Below are 22,347 nucleotides of genomic sequence, written 5' to 3'. Positions count from 1 at the left end.
CTTTACTGGTGAACTGAACACCGGGCGTTTTTCTTTTTCCCAGGCTTGTCTCTGGTATAATAGAAATTAGAAAAATTTGTCTGATTACAGAAAAATAAGGGGAGATTTGATGAAAAAATGGATGATCCTGCTCGTCCTCCTGACCACGGCCGCGCTTTCTGCCTGCAGCAGTCAGCCGGAGCCGCAGGATACGTTTTCCGCGTACATGGACGCATGGGAAAAGAAAGAGTATGAAACGATGTACAGCTATTTAAGTGAATCTTCGAAAGAATCCATCACGAAAGAGGATTTTATCAGCCGCTATAAGGAGATTTATGATGGGATCGGCGCTGAAGAGGTATCGATGACATACGATCTTCCCGAAGAGGAAGAAAGCTATGATCAAGAGGATCCACCTGCCTATGAATATACGGCTTCGGTAGATTCAAGAGCCGGTGCGATTGAATTCAGTCATCAGGCGGGACTTGTCTATGAGCAAAACGACGAGGAAGATCGCTGGGCGGTGGAATGGCACCCGGACCTTATTTTCCCTCAGATGGTGGAAGGCGATACAGTGAGGATCACCCGGCTGGATTCTGAACGCGGAGAGATTTTCGACCGCGACGGTCAGGGTCTGGCTGTCAAAGGTCCGGTGAAGGAAGTTGGTATCGTACCAGGGAAGATGGAAGAGGAAGAAGAGTTGAAGGAAGGGCTTGCGGACATTCTCAAACTCTCCGTTGAACAAATCGATCAGAAACTGGAGCAGTCCTGGGTGAAGGACGATGTATTCGTGCCGCTTGCGATGATTCCGGAAGATGATGAGGAGAGGCTGACAGCATTTGAAGATCTGCCAGCTGGCTACATGATCAATGATGGAAAAGAAGCACGTGTTTATCCTTTAGGGGAAGCGGCCGCGCATTTGACCGGCTATATGGGTAGTATCACGGCTGAAGAGCTTGAAGAGCGCGAAGGAAAAGGCTACAGTACGAGCGATAACATCGGGAAATCCGGTTTAGAGCTTGTCATGGAGGAGCAGCTTCGGGGCGAACCGGGCTGGCGTGTGTATATTGCCGATGAGGAAAATGAAACAAAAGAAGTGCTCGCAGAACAGAAAGCGAAGGACGGGGAAGACGTCACGCTGACCATTTCATCGGATGTCCAGACGGAAGTATATGAACAATTGAAAGACGAATCCGGAACAGCGGCCGCGATTCATCCTGAGACCGGAAGTGTGGAGGCCCTTGTCAGTACGCCTTCCTACAACCCGACAGCTCTTTCTTTAGGGCTTGGAGGGGAAGAAGTGACCTTGAACAAGTTTTCGAGAACGTATTCTCCGGGATCCACGTTTAAGCCGATCACCGCAGCGGTTGGATTGGAAACAGGAACGATTAATCCGGAAGAGGAGCTGTCGATATCCGGAGAAACGTATGAGGCGGATGCCGGCTATTCCGTTACCCGTGTACCCGGGGCAGCCGCAGACAGTCAGGTGAATCTCCGCGATGCACTGATGCGGTCGGATAACATTTATTTCGCCCGTCAGATCGTGGATATCGGCGGAGATTCTTTCCTGGAGGAAGCAGCAGGATTTGGTTTTGGTGAGGATCTGCCGTTTGCGTATCCGATAGAAGCTTCCCAGTTGATGAACGAAGATACATTTGAAAGTGAATCGCTGCTTGCGGCGACCGCCTATGGGCAGGGGCAGGTGCAGATGAGCGCTGTCCACCTGGCTGCTGCCTACACGCCGTTCATTACCGATGGGACACTGATCAAACCGCAGCTTCTGGTGAATGAGGAAGAATCTGAGGTCTGGAAAGAAGAGGTCATCAGCGGAGAAACAGCGGCTTTGATCCGTGATGATCTGACAGCGGTCGTACAGAACAAAAACGGAACAGCCTACGAGCCGGTTGTGGAAGGAATCTCCCTCGCAGGGAAAACAGGATCAGCGGAATTAAAGAAATCCCAGGATGAAGAGGGACCTGTGAATGGATGGTTCGTCGCCTGGGATACCCAGGATCAGGATCTGCTTGTGGCGATGATGATGGAAGATACAGAAGAAGGCAGTCACGATGTGGTGCCTAAAGTGAAGAATGTCTTCGAAAATTTGAAATAGGATAACCGCTTCCGGCAGAAACGGTGTGTAGATGATTACGTTACGCTTATCCGTGGCTGCCTGTCAGGGGACGGTTTTGGCCCCGCAGGTGTCACCAATGAACATGCTGCGCACCCCCATCTAATGAGGAACTGAAAAAAGGGACGATCTTCTGCTAAACAGAAGATCGTCCCTTCCTATGACAAGCGGAAAACCACGTCTGACCGGAAGACGTGGTTTATTTTGTTCCTGTTGTATTGGAAGGCTTCGATTCTGTACCTTCTTCATTGACGGTCGTTACGTAGTAGGAGTAATCGGATGCTTCGGGATCGGTATAGGATTTCCGTTCATGCTTGGAGATACTGGCGACCTTTTCGAATGTTTCCCCGTCCTTGCTGCGGTAAACACGGTACCCTGCCACATAATCTTCGCGTACCGCATGCCAGGTAACCATCGTACCCTGGATCTGCACGTTGGAAGGGGGCTGGATATCCTCCTGATTCTGTGTTGGTTCCTTCAGTTTTGAATACACAACGAGACGATCAGCGTGACCGCCGATACTGCTGAGAAATTCACCTGTACATGTGATAAGGTTGAGACGCTTTTCATCAGAAGATCCGAAAATCGTTTCAATGGGGGAATCATCCATCGGATAACTTTCAAGCTTTTCGACTACATAGGTCTTTTCTTCCCCGTTTTGATCAGAGACGGTAATTTCGTCTCCTTTTTCCAGTTGATCCAAATCATAAAAAACAGCAGGTCCTGTCCGGCTGTCCACGTGTCCGGCGATGACAGAATTTCCTGTGCTGCCGGGCTCTGTACCTGGTTCAAACCAACCGGCTTTCTGCGGATCCTCCGGTACACCCATCTGTCCATTATCCAGAATGCCGACTGATTCTACAGGTGCTTCTACGTCAATGGCAGGGATGGAAATGGTGGCAGGAGTGATCCCTGTTTCTTCCTGCTTTTGGTTTTTCACAACGTCAGCGGACCTCATATTTCCGTTTTTATTAATCACTGTAAATTCGCCGTCCAAAATCTCTTCTTTTTGCTCCTCCGGCACATCCGCCTCTTGGTAGGACGCCTGTGTAGCATTTTCAATCCGGACAACATCCGAATCGTCCTTCCAAAAAGTGAACGCATTGAATTCATAGGCGACCATAACGAGCGCGGTCAGGCCAAGTATTGTGAAATACATTTTCCAATCGAGCTTCATGGACTGTCACCTCTCTATCATAAGGAAAGAAGAAGAGCAGAAGCTCTTCTTCCATGTTAAGCATTACTGTTTGGCTTTGCGGATGGAGATGAAGCCGGCAGAAGCTGCGGCGATGACTCCGAAGGCGACCCACATCCATGTGTTGATCCCTTGATCACTTGTTCCACCAAAGCCTGTTTTAGGCATTTCTTCCGGCATAACTTCTCCGCCGAATTGATCCGGCATCTGTGTCACAACAGCGCTGCTTAGTGTTTCGCCAATTCCGAACATGAAGGCATATCCTTCACGGAAAGAGTCATAAGTGGCTGCATAATCTTCATTCACGTAATGATCGAAGGTCTGAAGGATATCTTCCTCGTGAGTCCAGACCGCTTCAACAGCATCCTCCTGTGGAAGGTTTCCTTCAGTTGCTGTACCAAGGAAGGCACCGAAGTCCTCAGAGAAGGCCATCAGGCTTTGTTCAGCCATTTTTCTTGCTTCTTCATCTTCTTCAAGAGCTGCTGTAATCACATCAGACTGCGCGTTGATATGATCCTGCTGCCATACCTTTTCAAACTGGGCTGCACCTTCTTCACCATAAATAGAACCGATAGCAGCTTTGAAATCAGCGGTGTGCTGGTTCTCAGCCCAAGTTACGAAATCGTAGTCTTCCGCCTGGTCATAGCCTTTCTGCATTTCAAGAACGGCTAAAGCGAAGTGTTCAGAAGCAAGAGCATTCATGTTGGAACGCAGATCTGCTGCTGGTGTATCTGCTTTGGTTCCATTAAAGGAATCCGGCATCTGCGTTACAATGGCAGAAGAAAGGGCCTTACTGATGTCGAACATACGGTTGAAGCCCTCGCGGAAAGCCGTATAGGATTTCTGATACTCTTCGTTTACATAGTGGTCAAAAACATTCAAAACATCTTGTTCGTGCGCGTTCAGGACTTCTTTGGCTGTTTCTTTGGAAAGGTTTCCTTCAGTTGCAGATGCAAGGAACGTACTGAATTCTTCCGTGAATTCTTCAACTTCCTCTTCGGCCATCTTACGGGCTTCTGGATCATCGTTTTTCGCAGCTTTTACAAAACCATCGGAATAATCGTTATGTCCGCGGAAGATTTCTTCAAACTGTGCAGCTGCTTCATCTCCATAAATGGATGCGATCGCCGGGGTCATATCCTGTGCGTTCTGATCAAGCTTGTTCCATACTTCATCAGTGTCTGGTGCGTCTTCATACGATTTCATCATAAACGTTGTAGCAAGGACGAAGTGCTCGGACAATAGTTGATCAAGCGTCGACCTTAGATCGGCCGCCTCCGTCTGTGCTGATTTGTGGTGATCGGCCATAGCTACGGATGGGACAAGGAGCATCAAAGCCATTAATGTGATCAAGATTCTTTTCATTTGTTTCATGTGTACACTCTCCTTTAATTGATTTCTTACACAGCTAACGAAGGAGGGTGGACATTGGATCACAATTTCCCGGAAAAAATATAGAAATTCGTGAAAGGAGTCTGTAAAGAATCAGCTGAGTTGTCATTTTTTTTGCCCTGACGCTGGGGCGGAACTTCGTATTTTCTTCCGTGCATGAGGGGATGAGGCGTGTTCGAAAAAGGAAGAAAAGATGAAAATTGTGTTGACGTAAGCGCTTTCTGAGTATATAGTCTAGTTAAGGTAAACGATTACGTAAACGATTACTTGCCCGCGGGGAGAAGGAGTCAGCCATGGTTTCGATTAAAGATGTAGCCAGTAAAGCAAAGGTTTCTACAGCGACTGTATCCCATGTGATCAATGAGACACGGTATGTCGCAGAAGCAACAAAGCAGAAAGTATATGCAGCTATGAAGGATTTAAACTATCAGCCAAACCGGATTGCGCGCAGCTTAAGAAGTCAAAAGTCCAGTACGATCGGACTTCTTGTTCCTCTGGTGGCAGAGGATACGTCAAACTTTTTCTTCATGTCTGTAGCCAATGGTATTGAGCAGGTTTTAAAGGAAAACGGCTATAATCTTATTCTTAGTAATTCTAATGAACAGGCGGAAACGGAAAGAGATCAGATTCGGGTTTTCAATACCCAGTTGATTGATGGGCTTGTCATTGCCCCGGTCAACGGCAGGGAGTATGACTACAAGGAGGAATTCTCCGGTAACTATCCTGTCGTTTTTATTGATCGTCATCCAAGTACAGGTGAAGGAGACAGGGTTCTCGTAAACAACCGTCGTGGAGCGTATGAAGCCGTAACGGCTTTAATTGAAAAAGGTCACGAAAGAATTGGATTTGTGACAGGAAGTCTTGGTATTACGACGAGTGATGAGCGTCTGGAAGGATATAAAGAGGCACTGCGGGAGCGGGGGCTGACTATTGAAGAAGGGTATATGCAGGAAGGTCCTGCTACATTCAAGGAAGGGTATTCGCTGGCCGGGAAGCTTCACCGCGCTGGTGTAACGGCTTTGTTTATCGCCAACAACGTGATGACGATGGGGGCGGTCTCTTACCTTCAGGAGCAGAACATAGCTATTCCTGATGACATGGCGGTCATTGGCTATGATGACTACGATTGGATGAAAGTGACTTCTCCACCACTGTCCGTGGTCAGACAGCCGGCTTTTGAATTAGGGAAGACTGCCGTAGAGCAGTTGTTAAAAAGAATTGATGGATATAAAGGAGAGCACCAGGAAATCATCTTGGACTCAGAGTTGGTACAGAGAGGTTCTTATTAAGAGCCTTCTCTTTTTCACCATAAAGTAAACGATTACGTAAACGTTTGCGAAGGCATTTAATCTTTTAGGGAGGAATGTTGGGATGAAAAGGTTCGGATACGTAGTTTTTGGGCTGATCCTGTTGTTTATGGCCGCATGTTCAAGTGACAGCACAGCGAATAGTGAGGGGGACGGCGGAGCAGGTTCTGGTGAAAATGCATCCAGTGATACAGTCGAAACCGGTTCTGTTGAAACGACTGTCGAAGCGTCGGGTGACGAAGATGTCGTGATGGACTTCTGGATTCACCAGACCGGGGAGGAAGAAACGAAAGCGTATATCGATTTGATTGATGGCTTTAATGAGGCACACGAAGATATTCACGTAAACGCAGAGGTGATCATTGATGATGGAGCCAGTGCGTACAGCGACAGTATAAACGCAGCCCTCGTAGCCGGAAATCTTCCGGATGTGATGGCTGTGGACGGTCCATATGTCGCAAGTTTTGCGGATGCGGGCGTTATTCAGCCGATTGATGATTACATCGATGAGGAAACGAAGAACCAATATGTAGATTCAATCATCCAGCAGGGGACGTACGATGACCAGCTATATTCTCTTGGAGCCATGGAAGCGTCCGTTATGCTCTACTACAACAAAGACCTTTTAGAGGAAGCCGGGATTGAGCCGGCGGAATCGCTTGAAGAAGCATGGACGTGGGATGAATTGATGGATCATGCGAAGACGTTGACGAACGATGATCAATACGGGTTGAATCTGTTCATGAATTATGGAGTCGGGGAGTGGCTGACATTTATGGGGGCTCCTTTAGCCTGGTCCAACGGAGGTGCCTTGATTTCTGAAGATGGCACAGAAGTGGATGGTTACTTGAATAGTCCCGAAACCCTTGAATCGCTTCAATACGTGAAGTCGTTGTTTGAAGAAGGCGTTGTGACGGAAAGTCCTGGTGAAATGCAGTTTGAAGAAGGGAAGGCTGCCCTTGCTCTCGGTGGTCCGTGGATTGCTGTATCTGCAGAGGACGCCGGCTTGAACTGGGGAATGATGCCTTATCCGTATAAAGATGAAAGGGTTTCCCCATCAGGAAGTATGGCTTACGCGGTTACGAACAATACAGAACATCCTGAGCAGGCGGCTGAACTTATGAAGTGGATGACTAATGAAGAAGCGGCGATCAAGATTTCCGAAGCAACCGGTATGCCTCCTGCGCAAAAATCCGCTTTCGAAAGTATGGATAAATTTAATGAGAGGCCATGGAGTGTGATGAAAGAGCAGGTCATTGAAACCGCTCATGCCCGACCATCGACACCGGCGTATCCGGTTCTTACCGATGCTTTTGCCCAGTCTTTCCATGCCGCTGCCCTCGGTGAGGACGTAGAAAGCGTTGTGGAACAACAGGTCCAGCGTGTAAAGCGGGAATTGAAACGTTTTGAAGAATAACCCTCATATTCAGAGCCTGATCAGGCTCTGAATCCTTTTTAATCGAGTTTCAGCTTTTATTAAGAAAGGAGAACCATCCATGAGTGGGAACAGTTCCTCAGCGAAATCCCTGACCAGTGATCGTACGACGTCTCACACCCGCAGGCCATTGCAGAAAGTACCATCCCCGAAGAAACAGAAACGAAGGAAGTCTCAAGCTTTTCAGGAAGCCGTTACAGGATATTTCTTTCTTGCTCCGGCTTTGATCCTTCTGGGCGTCTTTCTCCTGTACCCGATGGGGGCAGCCTTTTATTACAGCTTCACAGACTTTTATATTTTAAAGCCGGACGATATCTCGTGGATCGGCCTGGAAAATTTCACATACATTCTGCAGGATGCAGAGTTCAGGCAGGCCTTTTGGAATACAGTCTATTTTTCGGTGATTGTTGTACCGGTTCAACTGGCCGTAGCGCTGGGCCTTGCGCTGCTGATTAACAAAAAAATCCGTTTCCGGGTATTTTTTCGAACCGCTTTTTTCTCACCAGTCGTCATGTCTTTAGTTGTTGTATCGATTTTGTGGACCTTTATGTACAACCCGAATGAAGGGCTGATCAACCAGCTCCTTGGTTTAGTCGGAATCCAGCCGCAGCCATTCCTAACCAGTCCGGATCAAGCGATGAATTCGATTATTGTCATGTCTGTGTGGCAGGGCGCTGGTTTTCAAATGATGATTTTTCTGGCCGGCCTTCAAAATATCCCCAATCATTTGTATGAAGCAGCTGATATTGACGGAGCAAGCAGCTGGCAGAAGTTTCTGCATGTGACCCTGCCCGGTCTGAAAAACATTGCCTTATTCATTTTCATAACCATCAGTATTGCTGCTTTTAAGCTCCTTGTCCAGCCGATGATCATGACACAGGGAGGACCGCTCGGCTCTACGAAGTCTCTCGTCTACCATATCTATGAAACTGGCTTTAACTATCGTGATGTCGGTTATGCTTCGGCGATGGCTGTCGTCTTTACCGTTATTGTCCTTGTGATCACCATTGTTCAGCGGATCCTTGTCCGTGAAGAGAGGGGGTAGGGAAATGAAAAGGAAAAAACAGATGCAGACCGTAGTTTTGTATACGTCTTTAATTCTACTGACCTTTATCTTCTTATTTCCGCTTATTTGGATGCTGGTTTCATCTTTGAAAAACGAGTTTCAGATTTTCAAGGATATGAAGTCTCTGCAGGCTTTTCTGCCTCCAGCACCAGGTGAAGTGGAAGGCGGCTATTTTCAAAACTATATCGCAGCTTTCCAACGTGTGGATCTGCTTCGGTATATCATCAATAGTCTAATTTATACGACAGGCATTATCGTGTTCGGACTGGTCGTAAATTCGATGGCAGGGTACGCTCTTGCAAGGTTCCGGTTTCCTCTGGCTGGTTTTTGGCTGGGGGTGATCATCGCTACTTTAATCATCCCGCCGGAGAGCATTTTCCTTCCATTGTATGTTCTTGTGTATGATCTCGGATGGGTGAATACCTACACAGGATTAATCGTGCCGTTTATCGCGAATGCCTTTGCGATTTTTCTCTTCCGACAGTTCTTTCTTGATTTCCCTAAAGAACTGGAAGAGGCAGCTAAAATTGATGGATGCTCACAGATCGGCATTTTCTTCCGGATTATTGTTCCGCTGTCGAAGCCGGTTTTTGCAACCGTAGCGATTGTGCTGTTCATCAATCATTGGAACGATTTCCTGTGGCCGCTTGTTGTGGCATCGGATGAAAGCATGCGTACCATTCAGATCGGCCTTCAATACTTCATGAACGAACCGCCGATTAAATGGGGGCAGGTCATGGCAGCTCTTACGATTGCAACGGTTCCTATGCTTTTAATTTTCACGTTTTTACAGCGTTACTATGTTCAGGGCCTGACTCATACAGGTTCGAAGAATTAACAGGAAGGAGTGTGCAGCCGTTATGACACATTACGAAACGATGCCGGCCCATGGCTATTATAAAGAAAAGTACCGCCCTCACCTCCATTTTACACCCGAGCAGATGTGGATGAATGACCCGAACGGACTCGTCTACTTTGAGGGAGAGTACCATTTGTTTTATCAATACCATCCGTACAGTACACAGTGGGGGCCGATGCACTGGGGACATGCGGTAAGCCGGGACCTGGTGACTTGGGAGCACCTGCCTGTCGCTCTGCATCCGGATGAGCAGGGGATGATTTTTTCAGGGAGTGCAGTGGTTGATCATGAGGATACCACCGGTTTTTTTGACGGAGGTAAAGGACTGGTCGCTGTTTATACAAGTGCTGATGGTGACCTTCAGCGGCAGAGCATTGCCTACAGTAAAGACCGTGGACGGACGTGGGCTAAATATGACGGAAATCCTGTACTGGAGAATCCCGGCATTGCAGACTTTCGTGATCCGAAAGTGTTCTGGCATTCGTCCTCTTCCCGATGGGTGATGGTATTAGCTGCTGGAAAACAGGTGCAGCTGTTTACATCGGAAAATCTAAAGCAGTGGACCTTTGCCAGTTCTTTTGGGGAAGGGTGGGGAGAACAGAAAGGGACATGGGAGTGCCCTGATTTGTTTCCTATGATCAATGAAAAGACTGGAGTTGAAGAGTGGGTCCTGATGATCGGCATTGATGCCGGAGGACCATGCGGAGGTTCAGGGACACAGTATTTTACGGGAGTTTTTGACGGGTCTGCCTTTTTCCCTGACCAGCAGCAGGATGAAGTCAAGTGGCTTGATTTCGGGAAAGACTTTTATGCTGCCCAGTCTTTTTCAGACCTTCGTGACCGGCGTGTGATTATCGCATGGATGAGTAACTGGCAGTACGCCAACGACGTACCGACCGATCCTTGGAGAAGTGCGATGACCCTCCCGAGAGAACTGATGCTTACAAAGGTTTCCGGGGAGAGTGTGCTGAAGCAGATGCCGGTGGCTGATTTGATTCAATCTGTGGACAACAGCGCTCCAGACAGCGGGGTTCAACTGCTCCCTGGATCCCCGCACATTCAATCACAGCCTGATGCCCCCTTTGTATGGAAGATCACATTGGAGCTCCAGGCGGATTCCCATGTGGAAGGTACGGTTTTTCATACGGGTGAAGGCGGATATCGCTTTGGTGTCGAAAAAGGAAGGGCGTATGTGGTCCGGGATGAATGTGTGCCAGCTTTTTCCGACCATTACGCTGCCGTATGCACAGCTGACATAGCTGGCAGTTTCGATGAGGTTACCTTGACGGTCGTTTGTGATTTTTCTTCGGTGGAAATGTTTGTAAATGCTGGAGAGATCGGTATGACAAATCTGTACTTTCCTCAAACCGCCCTGTCCCACCTCATGAAGCTGGAAAGTATAAAAGGGTATGCGGCCGTGAAGGACATGGTCATTGATCAACGGCCCTCCATCTGGGCAGAAAACCATTCCTGAAAGGAGAGAATATTCATGAAAGGAACCGGCGCTGTTATTTATCAATGCTGTGACTGGCTGATGCGGCTGGCTGTTCTCAACATATTATGGCTGACATTCAGCATGGCAGGGCTGCTCGTTTTCGGGGTGTTTCCAGCTTCAGCTGCTGCTTCAGCTTTATTGAAGGAGTGGGTGGCAGGGGAGCGGCCGGCGTCGTTTTCCTATTTCCGGCGTATCTATCGGCAGTCTTTCTTTTCTTCCAATACGGTTTTTACAGGAGGATCCCTCGTTTTTATTCTCCTTGGTCTGAACTTATATACAAGTCTGCAGTTTCAGGGAATTCTATTTTACCTGTTTGTCAGCGGCACCATTTTTCTTATGTCCGGCCTTTTTCTTCTGCTTCTGCTGACGCTCCTCCCGCTGGGCAGCGGTGAAAAGACAATACCTTCGCTTCGACGCGCCTTTCATCTGCTCATGTGCTATCCGGGCCGGCTTGTTTCATTGTCCGCCGGGATCGTGCTGCTGTTGGTGTGCATCCGGTATGTCCCAGGGATTTTACCTCTCTATTCTGTGAACCTTATTCTCTTCTTGGTAGTGGCTTTGTTTACGAATCAACTGCGTTTGGATGCTGTTTCATAATCAGAAAGAGGCGGTGGTGAGCCGTCTCCTTTTGTATATGTGTAATGTGATGATAAATGAAAAAATTTTATAACAAAATGACAGCGCTTACAATATAAAGGAGGAATTCGATTGACTTGGAGGTTCCCGAAGACTGTATTTGTCTTGTTCTTTTTTTTCGTAATGGCTGTGCTGTTGCCGGCGGTGGTGACAGCGGAAACGTCTGCCTATCGCTCTGCTTTTCATTATTCCCCGGATGAGAACTGGATGAACGACCCCAATGGTCTCGTCTATTACGATGGGGAATACCATTTGTTTTATCAGCACAACCCTGCTGGTAATGTGTGGGGGCCTATGTATTGGGGGCATGCCGTCAGTGAAGACCTCATCAACTGGAAGGAGCTTTCCCCAGCTCTTTTTCCAGATGAGAAAGGATTCATCTGGTCGGGGAGTGTTGTTGTAGATGAACAAAATACCTCGGGCTTTAAGAACGGTTCAACGGCACCGATGGTCGCTCTTTTTACGCAGGAGAAAAAGGGCGGTCAGATCCAGAGTCTTGCCTACAGTCATGACAAAGGAAGGTCATGGACCATGTATGAGGGCAATCCTGTGATTGACAGGCCTGAGGGTAAGGATGTGTACCGGGATCCAAAAGTATTCTGGCATGAAGCAACTGAACAATGGGTGATGCTTCTTTCCGGAGGGCAGTCCATTGAATTCTATCAGTCGAAAGATTTAAAGACGTGGGATCATGTCGATACGTTCGAGCGCCCAAGCGGTGGAGAAGGGGTCTGGGAGTGCCCGGACCTTGTCCGGCTCCCAGTGGAAGGAAAGGAAAATGAGTATAAATGGGCTTTGATCGTCAGCATCAGTGAAGGTGCCGAAGCAGGCGGCTCAGGGATGGAATATTATATCGGTGAATTCAACGGTTCACAGTTTCAGGCCGAACAAGGACCTGTTCCTTTCGATTATGGGGCAGATATGTATGCCGGGGTCACATGGAACAATCTACCTGAAGAACAGGACAGAACCGTGCTGATCGGATGGATGAACAATTGGCAGTATGGACAGGAAATTCCCTCCGACGGTTCCAGGGGTACCATGTCCCTTCCACGTGAGTTGGCTCTCCTGGACGAGGGAGGAAAGTACAGCATCCAGCAGCAGCCGGCAGAGGAGTTTGGTCAGTTGAAGGAGGAAGGAAAGGAGTGGGAACAACAAACGTTGAGCGGGGAGAAATCGTTTGGTGAAGTGGAGGATCTCATCCAAATTGAAGCATCCTTTGATATGGAAAAGACAACAGCTTTAGAACTTGGACTGAAGATTACGAATGAAAGTGGAGAGGAAACGGTGATCTCCATATTTCCAGAAGAGGGAAAAGTGGCTCTTGACCGAACAGCTTCAGGGGAAAGTGATTTTTCTGAGCATTTCGCAGCTGTTCATAACGGATCGATAAAAAGCGGGGATGGAACGGTGGATCTGTCTATCATCGTTGACCGGAATTCGATTGAAATGTTCGCAGATAACGGAAGGTCGGTATGGACCGATCAGATTTTCAGAGATACATCCCAGTCAGAACTCCATGCTTACAGCCGGGACGGAGAAGCAGCGGTGACCATGCTGCGTGCAACTCCTCTGAAATCAGCTCCTCCCGAAAAAGCTTTGGACGAAGTGCCGGCCTCTTCTCCGGAAACTTTGGAAAACGGGGGGTTTGAAACAGGGGATCTGACCGGGTGGACAGCGGCCGGAAGCGCGTTTTCCTCAGGTGTATCCGAAGTAGAGACGTATTGGGAGGGAAACTCCTTCGATCATGAAGGGGACTACCATTTGTGGGGATTTTCGGAGGATGTTCCGGATTCCGACTTTCGTACAGGTACGCTTCAGTCCGCTCCCTTTACGCTGTCCGGACAGGGGAAAGTGGACTTCTTAGTCGGCGGTGGTGAGGATCTTGACCGGCTGTATGTCTCCCTTGTCCGTGCTGAAGATGGGAAGGAATTGTTTAAAGCTACAGGAGCCGATGATGAAAAGTATCGGCGTGTTTCCTGGGATGCTGCCGATTATATAGGGGAAACCCTTTATATTAAAGTGGTGGATTTTCATACAGAAGGGTTCGGTCATCTGAATGTGGATGACTTCCAGGTTTACCATGAAGGAAGTCCGGAAACCAACACGCTGATTAATGGAGACTTTGAAACTGGTGATCTTACGGGTTGGACTGCAGTGGAAGGAGAGGCCTTTACTGATCAAAGTATCACCGACCATACGGATTGGGGTTGGGGAGGCCCTTTTAATCATAACGGGGATTACCATCTGTGGGGGGCTTTGGGAAATGGGGACGACCAGACAGGTGTGCTGCATTCCAATGTCTTCACTTTGTCAGGCACAGGAGAAATCTCCTTTTTAATCGGTGGTGGAAACAATCCTGATGAACTGTATGTGGCCTTAGTGAGAGCTTCGGATGATAAGGAATTGATTAAAGCTTCCAATGAAAAATGGGAAGACAGCGAGGCCTATCACGAAGTTATGTGGGATGCTTCCGATTATAGAGGAGAAGAGGTATACCTGAAAATTGTGGACCGCGCCACCGGCGGGTGGGGACATATTAATGTCGATCATTTCCAGGTCAACCAGACCGGCACACTCGTCCACTATCCGTTTGATGAGGAGCAGGGGGCTGTCACTAAAGAAGCTGTCAGCAGCGAAGTAGATCCCGTCCATTATGTATTTAATGAGGCTGAATATAAAGCAGATTCCGACCCATTATGGCGGAAAGGGTTAAAGGACAATGCGCTGTTGTTTGATGGGTACTCCACATGGGTGACGCAGAAGGCAGAGGATGTAATTCAGCCCGAAGATGCTTTAACGGTTGAGGGCTGGGTGGCCCCGAGATCCTATGAATGGGGGGACCTGAATCAGGTGTCGGCCATCGTCAATCAGCACGATCCAGGGAAAAAGGAAGGATATGTGCTCGGGATGGGTCGTCACGGAGTTCTGGCTTTCAAGGCAGGCATTGGAGGCGAATGGGTGGAAGTGGATTCCGGTGACCATATGATTGAAAAAGATCAATGGTCTCATGTCGCTGGTGTATTTGACCGTCGTGAGCAGAAGCTGCGCGTCTATATCAATGGTGAACTTGTCGGAGAATCATCGACGCCATCCGGTTCTCTTGCCTCATCAGAAGAAGATTTACTCATAGGAAAGCATAACAAGGCCGCTCTCTTAAACGGGGTTTTTGAAGCCAACATGTTTCACGGATTGATGGATGACGTGAAGATTTCCAATGGAGCTAAAACGACCGAACAACTGAAAAAATCTTTTGATGATACGAGCAGCGGTATGGAGGGAGGGGAACTTCCTAAACCAGAGCTGTACTGGGATCGTACCCGTTATGCCGGAGATCAGCATCGTCCGCAGTATCATTTCATGCCGCCTGAGCATTGGATGAATGAACCGCATGCCCCGCTCTATTTTGGTGGAAAATACCACATCTTTTATCAGAAGAACCCTCAAGGACCGTATTGGCATCAGATTCACTGGGGGCACGCGGTGAGTGAGGATCTCGTCCATTGGGAAGAAATGCCGGAGGCTCTGGCACCGGAGAAAGGATCGGTGGCCCCGGACGGGGTTTGGTCCGGAAGTGCTGTCGTGGATAACGGTGAACCTTACTTATTCTTCACGGCCGGTGATGACAGCAGATTCCCGAACCAGATGACTGGTCTTGCCTTCAGTGAGAATCCAGAGGATCCCTTATTGAAAGACTGGCGGATGCTGGATGAGCCTGTCACTGTACAGGAGGAAAACCTGCCCGCAGAAGACGGGGAGGTCATGTATGGGCAGTTCCGCGATCCGTTCGTCTTCAAAGACGGCGATACATGGTATCAATTAATGGGATCCGGAATTGATCAAGTCGGGGGGACGGCTTTGTTGTATTCGTCCAAGGATTTAAAGAATTGGACGTATGAAAAACCGTTTTTCACAGGAGACTCGGAGACGTATCCGAAAACCGGGGATGTGTGGGAACTTCCGGTCTTCCTTCCGATCGGTAAAGATGACACAGGAAAAGAAAAGTATGCTTTCTTTATCAATCCATGGTTTGACGGCTACAGCCCTCACAATGTGAAATATACGTTCTACTGGGTGGGGACATGGGATGCGGCCAAACTGGAATTTGTACCGGATAATGAAGAACCGAGGCAGTTTGATTATGGAGAGCACTTCACAGGTCCAAGCGGCATGATTGATGAGGATGGCACACCGCTTTTATTCAGCATCGCCCAGGATAAGCGAAGCGAGCAGGAACATTATGATGCTGGATGGGCTCATAATGCCGGCCTTCCCGTTGAACTTTCTCTAAGTCGTGGGGGGGATCTTGGATTGAAACCGATCGAAGAGCTGGAAACGCTGCGTGGCAGCCAGCTTGTCTCCATGAAGAATCAGTCGATGGAGCAGGCAAATGAACAGATAGAGGATGTAGAAGGAGATTTGTTGGAGGTTGTTCTCGAGATCGATATGAAAGAGGCGGATAAAGCAGGACTGAAGGTTCGGCAGAGTAAGGAAAGCGGGGAAGAAACCCTGCTGTTCTATGATCAATCAGAAGAGCACTTTGCGATTGACCGGAACGACTCCAGTTTGAATCCTGATGTCAGCAAGGGAATCCAAGGTGGAGAGCTATTGTTGGAGGACGGGAACTGGAATCTCCACGTTTATCTGGATCGTTCCATGGTTGAAGCCTATGCCAATGAGCAGAAGAGTATAACGTCCCGTGTTTATCCAACGAGTTATGACGCCCTCGGCATTGAACTTTGGAGTGAAGGGGGAGAAGTGGAAGTTGTATCTATGGACGTATGGGAATTGAACGGAGCATTTGGTGAAGTCGAACCGGTGTATGAGAAGGAGCAGCCGACGGTACCTCCTCATGGGGAACTGCCGAACCATGACTTTCAAAATGGTGATTTATCGGGATGGAATGTTGTGGAGGGGGACGCTTTCTCCGATGCCCATATTACAGCAAAACAGGACTGGGGATGGGGCGGTCCGTTTGATCAGGCGGAGGATTCCACAGATCTCGAACGCTTCCACTTGTGGGGATTCCTGGATGCTGCCGGCGGAGATGCAGCTACTGGTGTGATGGAGTCCGAAGTATTTGAACTCTCCGGGAGCGGACAAATTGATTTTCTAATCGGTGGAGGAAAAAATGTCGAAGAACTGTCCGTCGCACTCGTCAGGGCTTCCGACGATCAAGTGCTGAAAGAGGCCACTGGAAGAAATGCAGAAACCTACCGCCGTGTCGAATGGGATGCCTCCGAGTTTATCGGAGAGCAGCTGTTGATCCGCGTAACTGACCGGGCCACAGGTGGATGGGGACATATCAACGTGGATGATGTGAATGTGCCCACAGCCTTAAGTGAGGAGGCTCAACTTTTTCAACAGTTGAAAGATATGCCGTTAACCACCAGTAAAGATTTAGATAAGAAAATCGATCTTTATGAAAAAGTAAAGAAACGACAGGCAGCCGGCAAAGGAGATCTGGACTTGATCAGGGCGGACATGCTGGGTTTCCTTCTGGATCAACTTCGTTTGAAAAAGAAAGACTATACCTTGACTGATCAACAGCTTCCGTTCCTTGTTCAGTATGCGATTGAAGAAACCGGAGCGGAAGATGAGTCTGACTATGGGGAAGTCCAGGGGTTTGTCATGAAGAGGGTAAATAAACATGCGACTGGAAAACAGGTGCGGGATGTGATTGAACACCATTTGTCCTAGATCCTGAAACCGTTGGTTGATAAGAAAAAGGTTCTGCTCCCTTGGGAGCAGAACCTTTTTTGGTTTAAACAGCAATATCTTTTTCAACGGCTTCCTTATCGTTGAAGCGTTTGACGTTCAACTTTTTCAAGACACGTGAAGTCAATGTCCCTGATGTCATAGCGCCGTTGACATTGAGTGCTGTCCGGCCCATGTCGATCAGCGGCTCTACAGAAATGAGCAGTCCCGCAAGTGCGACAGGCAGGTTCATGGAAGAAAGAACAATCAAAGCAGCAAAGGTCGCTCCGCCTCCGACACCTGCAACACCAAAGGAGCTGATGGCGACAATCAGCACAAGCTGCACGAGGAATCCAGGACTGAGCGGATCAATTCCGACAGAAGGAGCAATCATAACAGCAAGCATCGCAGGATAGATGCCGGCACAGCCGTTCTGCCCGATCGTCGCTCCAAAGGATGCCGACATGTTGGCGACTCCTTCATCAACACCAAGACTGTTTTTCTGGGCTGATATATTTAATGGAATCGTTCCGGCACTGGATCTGGACGTGAAAGCAAAGGTGAGGACCGGCAGCACTTTTTTCAAGTACGTGAACGGGTTCAATCCAAACGCTCCAATCAGAACAAGATGAATGATAAACATGACAGCAAGGGCGGCATAGGAGGCAAGGACGAATTTACCAAGCTCTAAAATACCGGCGATATTGGTCTGGGCGACCGTTGTCGCCATTAAACCAAGAATACCAATGGGTGTCAGGCGTAGAACGAGGGTAACAATCCGCATGACGACCGCATAAAAAGCGTTGATGATGTTAATGAATGTTTTGGCATGTTCGGGCTGCTTGCGGCGTACGCCGAGAACAGCGATACCAACAATCGCAGAGAAAATCACGACGGCGATGGTGGACGTGGCACGGTCACCGGTCATATCAAGGAAAGGGTTGGCCGGGATGAATTCGAGAATTTTTTCCGGTGTGGACAAGTCCTGGACCTCTGTGAGCGTTTCTTCCAAGTATATTCCCCGGTCGGACTCGGCCTGGCCGGCCTCAATTTCACTGGCGTTCAAATCGAAGACAAAGGAGCTGCCGATCCCGACAAGTGCGGCGATGGCTGTTGTTCCGACTAATATTCCGATAATCCAGAGAGAAATGCGTCCGAGCTCCGATGTTTTCTCCAAATTGATAATGGACTGGATGATCGAAACCATAATCAATGGGATGACTATCATCATCAGGAGACGCACATAGCCGCGTCCGGCGATGTTATACCAGTCTGTCGTCTGGGCGGTTATGGCAGAGTCTGCGCCGAATACGGTCTGCAGATAAACCCCAAGCAGCACGCCGAGACCAAGACCGGTGAACACACGCTTACTGAAAGAGACGTGTTTCTGCTGCATGCGGATCAATACGAATATAAGAGCTGAAATAAGTACAATGTTCAAAAGAACAAGAAATGTTTCCATAAAAAAAGACCTCCTTTAATTGTTTATCCTATAAAACTGATAAAATTACTAAGGTTTATAAAATATCCAATTTTTCACTAAAAGTCAATGCTTTTTCCGTAACTTTCTACATCTAACTTATGAGAGGTTGAGATTGGTTGAGAACAGTGGATTTGACATTTGTTCATCTGCAAGGTATATTTATCTTGAAACTGAGATAATATCAAAAGGATGAACAAATAAATGGAGGAATGGACATGAACGAACTGAAAGGGATTCACCATGTCACCGCGATTACGAGCAGTGCGGAAAAAAACTACGAATTCTTCACTTATGTACTTGGGATGCGCCTCGTGAAAAAGACCGTCAACCAGGATGATATTGAAACGTACCACTTGTTCTTTGCAGACGATCGGGGGAATCCCGGTACGGATATGACGTTTTTCGATTTCCCAGGCATTCCGAAAGGGTCCCACGGGACGAATGAAATTTCCACAACGTCGTTCCGGGTACCGAATGATGAGGCTCTGGACTACTGGGTTAAACGCTTTGACCGGCTGGATGTGAAGCACAAGGGCATTAAGGAACGTTTTGGGAACAAGGTTCTTCCGTTTGTCGACTTTGACGACCAGTCGTATGAATTGATTTCTGATGAAAAAGACAATGGTGTGTCTGCCGGAATTCCTTGGCAGGCCGGGCCTGTACCGAACGAATATGCCATCACTGGATTAGGGCCGTTGTATGTCCGCTTAGATAAGGCGGATTACTTCAAGGACATGCTGCAGAAAGTGATGAATTTCCGTCAAACCGCTGAAGAAGGAGCCTTTACGAGGTTCGAAGTCGGAGAAGGTGGAAACGGAGCTGCGGTCATTGTTGAATACAACGCTGTCCTTCCAGATGCGCGTCAGGGGTATGGTACGGTACACCACGCTGCTTTCCGCGTCCATGACCGTGGGGCCCTCCAGGAATGGATTGATCACCTTCCGAAATTCGGTTTCCGCACGTCCGGTTTTGTCGACCGCCATTATTTCGGTTCTCTCTATGCGAAAGTAGCGCCTCAGATTTTGTTTGAGTTTGCGACCGACGGACCTGGATTTATGGGGGATGAGCCGTATGAAACCCTCGGTGAAATGCTCTCCCTCCCGCCGAAGCTGGTGCCGAAGCGTGAGGAGATCGAAAATTACGTGCGCCCGATTGATACCGTCAGAAGTACGAAAACGATTGAAAAAGAATATGAATAAATCACGGACCCTGGAGAGACGCTTTCCGGGTCTTTTTTTTCAGCATAGGAATCGAACGGGTCACATACGTATGTTTTATTCGCAGGTCTTGCAGGAGGTCAACGAAATGAAAAGCGGAAGTCGTAAGTGGCTGTATCTTCCGATTGAAACGAAAGTGAGAGAGCTGGATGCGAAGTTACTGCTTGCGTTTCATGCCATAAGTCAGGGGTATCATGTCGTGATTGGAGAGCATCGGATGGTGGAACAGGCAGCAGAGAAGCTGCCGCTTGGTATTTTCCTGGCCAAGGGTTATTCGAAAGGGTACGGCAGAAGAGTAGTGGAAAACATAGGGAGATGTCATCATAAGATTGTAGAACTGGATGAAGAGGGTTTTTTCATTCCCGACGCTCCGAAATACATCAGCCGGCGGATGAGGAAGGAGCATATTCGCGGACTCTCCCACGTGTGCTGCTGGGGGGAGCATCAAAAAAACATCCTGACAAAAGCTTATCCTCATATGGAAAAGAACTGTACCATTACCGGAAATCCCAGATTCGACCTGCTGAATGACATCTATAAAGAGCTGTACGCCTCGGATGTAGAAGTCATACAGGCAGATTTCGGCTCTTATATCCTCATGAATACCCGGTTTACGTTTTATAATCCGATCGGCGGGGTGAGAGATAACGTCCATCTGCCGGAAATGGAGAAAATAAAAAGGCTCTGCCATGCTTTTATCCAGCTCGCTCAGACGCTGAGCCGGGTCTATCCGGGAAAAAACATCATATTCCGTCCGCATCCCGGGGAAAGCCTCGACGTTTATAAGGAGGCGTTTAAAGGGTTCCGTAACATCCACATCCATAGGGAGCGTAGTGTGATTCATTGGATTCTCGGGGCGGATGCTGTCATTCATAACGGCTGTACAACCGGAATTGAAGGGGTTGTGCTGAGAAAACCGGTCATCGCCTACCAGCCTGTGATTCACTCCTCCGGCATGATGGACTTTCCCGACAGGCTGAGTATCCAAGCGTTCACCGAGAACGAAGTCGTTCAAATCCTGCAGCATGCTGAAAAGCCTGAACTTCCTGATCAGTTCTTTCATTATTACAGTCATCCGGCCATCCCGTCCGCCTGCACGGCCATTCTGAACGTGTTGAACAACCAACAGGTTCCCCATGCCCCTGTCCCCTCTTTAAAAAGGCTGCGTTTCGTAAAAGACCGGCGGGAAAAAATGAAACGGTTCTTTCCATCTTTATCGACAGAAGAAATCGTACACTTTTATTCCCTTCTGAATAAGATTTCCAATAAAAACCTTCCTTATCGTATCCACCCTTTATCGGATCGGTTATATCTGCTTGAAAGCCTGTAACCAGGGACCGGAGCCGGCTCCTGGCTGGGTTTCTATCTATTATTTTCACCTTTCTATAAAAATAGCATATACATAAGCATGATCAGGTAGAAAGATATGAGGGAAGGAGAAAGAGAGTGTTTTATAAAAATAAGGGCATTCTGGTAATTGGTGGGACGGGCACAATTGGAAAGCGGATTGTGGCTGCCCTTTTGAATGAATCCCCCAAGTATATCAAGGTGTTGAGCCGTGATGAATATAAGCAGTATCAATTGGAAAAAGAACTGAAGTCCGATCCGCGGGTGCATTTTATTCTAGGAGACATCCGTCATTACGAAACAGTCTATGATGCAATGGAAAACGTAGATTACGTGTTTCACCTGGCCGCTATGAAGCATGTTCCTTTTTGTGAAAACAACCCGTATGAAGCGGTGCTTACCAACATAGCAGGAACACGGCACGTGGTGCGGGCAGCAAAGGCCCGCGGTGTCAAAAAGGTTGTGTTCACGAGTACAGATAAAGCGATTTCTCCGACGAATACGTATGGAGCCTCCAAGCTGATTGCTGAACGACTTCTTTTATCCTCCGAACAGCACAAATCAGAAGAAGGTACAATTTTTGCCAGTGTGCGTTTCGGAAATGTCATGGGGTCCAGAGGGTCTGTCATTCCTCTGTTTGTTAAGCAGATGGTAGAGAAGAAGCGGATTACCGTGACGGATGATCGGATGTCGCGGTTCATGATGACGATTGACGAAGCCGCTTCCTTAACGATCCGCTCACTGACGAGAGCACAGGGGGGAGAAATTTTCGTCTTGAAAATGCCGGTCATTTCCCTGCAGGACCTCATTGAAGTGGTTCGGGAGGAAGTATGTCTTGCCTATGGCTTGGACACACATGAAATCACAGTTCAGGAGATAGGGTTAAGAGTGGGAGAAAAAATGTACGAAGAACTGATGACCTTTGAAGAATCGACGACAGCCTGGGAATTTGAAGATATGTACGTCATCCCGGGGGATAAACGGACCTCCTATCCGGATGCTGTCAGAACTCAAGTGGGAACGTACAGCTCAAGCGATCAGAAACCGGTCTCCAAAGAAGAGCTGCGCCGGATTGTGCAGAAGCAGAATTTAATTTAGGAAGGAAAGCGGC

The 22,347-nt window shown here is 48.2% G+C and carries 14 protein-coding genes and 1 pseudogene; 12 read left to right on the top strand and 3 right to left on the bottom strand.

The genetic code is table 11. The features are described 5' to 3' along the window. Positions 1 to 109 precede the first annotated feature (109 nt). Positions 110 to 2,089: a penicillin-binding transpeptidase domain-containing protein gene (locus ACXAJH_RS14370; RefSeq protein WP_474994337.1), complete on the top strand. Its 1,980-nt coding sequence runs from the start codon at positions 110 to 112 to the stop codon at positions 2,087 to 2,089. A gap of 217 nt (positions 2,090 to 2,306) precedes the next feature. On the opposite strand, the gene ACXAJH_RS14365 is transcribed toward ACXAJH_RS14370, so the two are convergent. Together ACXAJH_RS14365 and ACXAJH_RS14360 are read right to left on the bottom strand one after the other, a co-directional pair. Further along, a complete protein-coding gene (locus tag ACXAJH_RS14365; RefSeq protein ID WP_474994335.1) occupies positions 2,307 to 3,284 on the bottom strand; it encodes a class F sortase in 978 nt (325 codons plus the stop codon). Between the two features lie 63 nt (positions 3,285 to 3,347). After that, the gene (locus ACXAJH_RS14360) at positions 3,348 to 4,676 is read right to left on the bottom strand and encodes a copper amine oxidase (protein ID WP_474967366.1); all 1,329 of its coding nucleotides are present in this window, start codon (positions 4,674 to 4,676) and stop codon (positions 3,348 to 3,350) included. Positions 4,677 to 4,987: 311 nt separating this feature from the next. Between ACXAJH_RS14360 and ACXAJH_RS14355 the strand changes: the two genes are divergently transcribed. The 8 genes and pseudogenes from ACXAJH_RS14355 to ACXAJH_RS14320 all read left to right on the top strand — a co-directional run bounded on the left by ACXAJH_RS14355 (position 4,988) and on the right by ACXAJH_RS14320 (position 17,192). Continuing rightward, positions 4,988 to 5,983 carry a LacI family DNA-binding transcriptional regulator gene (locus ACXAJH_RS14355; protein WP_474967367.1) on the top strand — a complete coding sequence of 332 codons (996 nt, stop codon included), beginning with the start codon at positions 4,988 to 4,990 and terminating at the stop codon, positions 5,981 to 5,983. Between the two features lie 82 nt (positions 5,984 to 6,065). Then, positions 6,066 to 7,418, top strand: coding sequence for an ABC transporter substrate-binding protein (locus ACXAJH_RS14350; protein WP_474967368.1), 1,353 nt, complete (start codon positions 6,066 to 6,068; stop codon positions 7,416 to 7,418). A 79-nt stretch (positions 7,419 to 7,497) separates the two neighbouring features. After that, positions 7,498 to 8,481, top strand: coding sequence for a carbohydrate ABC transporter permease (locus ACXAJH_RS14345; RefSeq protein WP_474991076.1), 984 nt, complete (start codon positions 7,498 to 7,500; stop codon positions 8,479 to 8,481). 4 nt (positions 8,482 to 8,485) lie between these two features. Continuing rightward, the gene (locus ACXAJH_RS14340) at positions 8,486 to 9,340 is read left to right on the top strand and encodes a carbohydrate ABC transporter permease (protein WP_224871035.1); all 855 of its coding nucleotides are present in this window, start codon (positions 8,486 to 8,488) and stop codon (positions 9,338 to 9,340) included. 55 nt (positions 9,341 to 9,395) lie between these two features. Further along, positions 9,396 to 10,355 (top strand): annotated as a pseudogene (locus ACXAJH_RS14335) (glycoside hydrolase family 32 protein); the annotation flags it as partial. After that, positions 10,338 to 10,835 (top strand): GH32 C-terminal domain-containing protein, encoded by a 498-nt coding sequence (locus tag ACXAJH_RS14330; protein ID WP_474994479.1) that lies wholly within the window; start codon positions 10,338 to 10,340, stop codon positions 10,833 to 10,835. The pseudogene ACXAJH_RS14335 and the gene ACXAJH_RS14330, both read left to right, overlap by 18 nt. Before the next feature lie 15 nt (positions 10,836 to 10,850). Further along, entirely contained in the window at positions 10,851 to 11,453 is a 603-nt protein-coding gene (locus ACXAJH_RS14325) for a DUF624 domain-containing protein (protein WP_474994333.1), read from the top strand. Between the two features lie 111 nt (positions 11,454 to 11,564). Beyond that, the gene (locus tag ACXAJH_RS14320; protein WP_474994331.1) at positions 11,565 to 17,192 is read left to right on the top strand and encodes a GH32 C-terminal domain-containing protein; all 5,628 of its coding nucleotides are present in this window, start codon (positions 11,565 to 11,567) and stop codon (positions 17,190 to 17,192) included. A gap of 64 nt (positions 17,193 to 17,256) precedes the next feature. On the opposite strand, the gene ACXAJH_RS14315 is transcribed toward ACXAJH_RS14320, so the two are convergent. Then, entirely contained in the window at positions 17,257 to 18,651 is a 1,395-nt protein-coding gene (locus ACXAJH_RS14315) for an L-cystine transporter (RefSeq protein ID WP_474972072.1), read from the bottom strand. A gap of 236 nt (positions 18,652 to 18,887) precedes the next feature. On the opposite strand from ACXAJH_RS14315, the gene ACXAJH_RS14310 reads away from it, so the two are divergent. From ACXAJH_RS14310 to ACXAJH_RS14300, 3 genes are all read left to right on the top strand, one after another. Then, complete coding sequence (locus tag ACXAJH_RS14310; protein WP_474994329.1) at positions 18,888 to 19,871, top strand: ring-cleaving dioxygenase; 984 nt, start codon at positions 18,888 to 18,890, stop codon at positions 19,869 to 19,871. Positions 19,872 to 19,977: 106 nt separating this feature from the next. After that, a complete protein-coding gene (locus tag ACXAJH_RS14305; RefSeq protein WP_474967375.1) occupies positions 19,978 to 21,219 on the top strand; it encodes a surface carbohydrate biosynthesis protein in 1,242 nt (413 codons plus the stop codon). Between the two features lie 116 nt (positions 21,220 to 21,335). Beyond that, positions 21,336 to 22,334, top strand: coding sequence for an SDR family NAD(P)-dependent oxidoreductase (locus tag ACXAJH_RS14300; protein WP_474967376.1), 999 nt, complete (start codon positions 21,336 to 21,338; stop codon positions 22,332 to 22,334). Positions 22,335 to 22,347 lie beyond the last annotated feature (13 nt).

This window comes from Halobacillus sp. ABD4_316, assembly GCF_056161385.1.
The sequence above is the reverse complement of the archived record's forward strand: the minus strand, read 5'-3'. Positions and strand labels throughout refer to the sequence as shown.

Excerpts from the sequence above, each read along its gene's own strand:
- ACXAJH_RS14370 (WP_474994337.1), top strand. The coding sequence starts at position 110 with ATGAAAAAATGGATGATCCTGCTCGTCCTCCTGACCACGGCCGCGCTT.
- ACXAJH_RS14365 (WP_474994335.1), bottom strand. The coding sequence starts at position 3,284 with ATGAAGCTCGATTGGAAAATGTATTTCACAATACTTGGCCTGACCGCG.
- ACXAJH_RS14360 (WP_474967366.1), bottom strand. The coding sequence starts at position 4,676 with ATGAAACAAATGAAAAGAATCTTGATCACATTAATGGCTTTGATGCTC.
- ACXAJH_RS14355 (WP_474967367.1), top strand. The coding sequence starts at position 4,988 with ATGGTTTCGATTAAAGATGTAGCCAGTAAAGCAAAGGTTTCTACAGCG.
- ACXAJH_RS14350 (WP_474967368.1), top strand. The coding sequence starts at position 6,066 with ATGAAAAGGTTCGGATACGTAGTTTTTGGGCTGATCCTGTTGTTTATG.
- ACXAJH_RS14345 (WP_474991076.1), top strand. The coding sequence starts at position 7,498 with ATGAGTGGGAACAGTTCCTCAGCGAAATCCCTGACCAGTGATCGTACG.
- ACXAJH_RS14340 (WP_224871035.1), top strand. The coding sequence starts at position 8,486 with ATGAAAAGGAAAAAACAGATGCAGACCGTAGTTTTGTATACGTCTTTA.
- ACXAJH_RS14330 (WP_474994479.1), top strand. The coding sequence starts at position 10,338 with ATGCCGGTGGCTGATTTGATTCAATCTGTGGACAACAGCGCTCCAGAC.
- ACXAJH_RS14325 (WP_474994333.1), top strand. The coding sequence starts at position 10,851 with ATGAAAGGAACCGGCGCTGTTATTTATCAATGCTGTGACTGGCTGATG.
- ACXAJH_RS14315 (WP_474972072.1), bottom strand. The coding sequence starts at position 18,651 with ATGGAAACATTTCTTGTTCTTTTGAACATTGTACTTATTTCAGCTCTT.
- ACXAJH_RS14310 (WP_474994329.1), top strand. The coding sequence starts at position 18,888 with ATGAACGAACTGAAAGGGATTCACCATGTCACCGCGATTACGAGCAGT.
- ACXAJH_RS14305 (WP_474967375.1), top strand. The coding sequence starts at position 19,978 with ATGAAAAGCGGAAGTCGTAAGTGGCTGTATCTTCCGATTGAAACGAAA.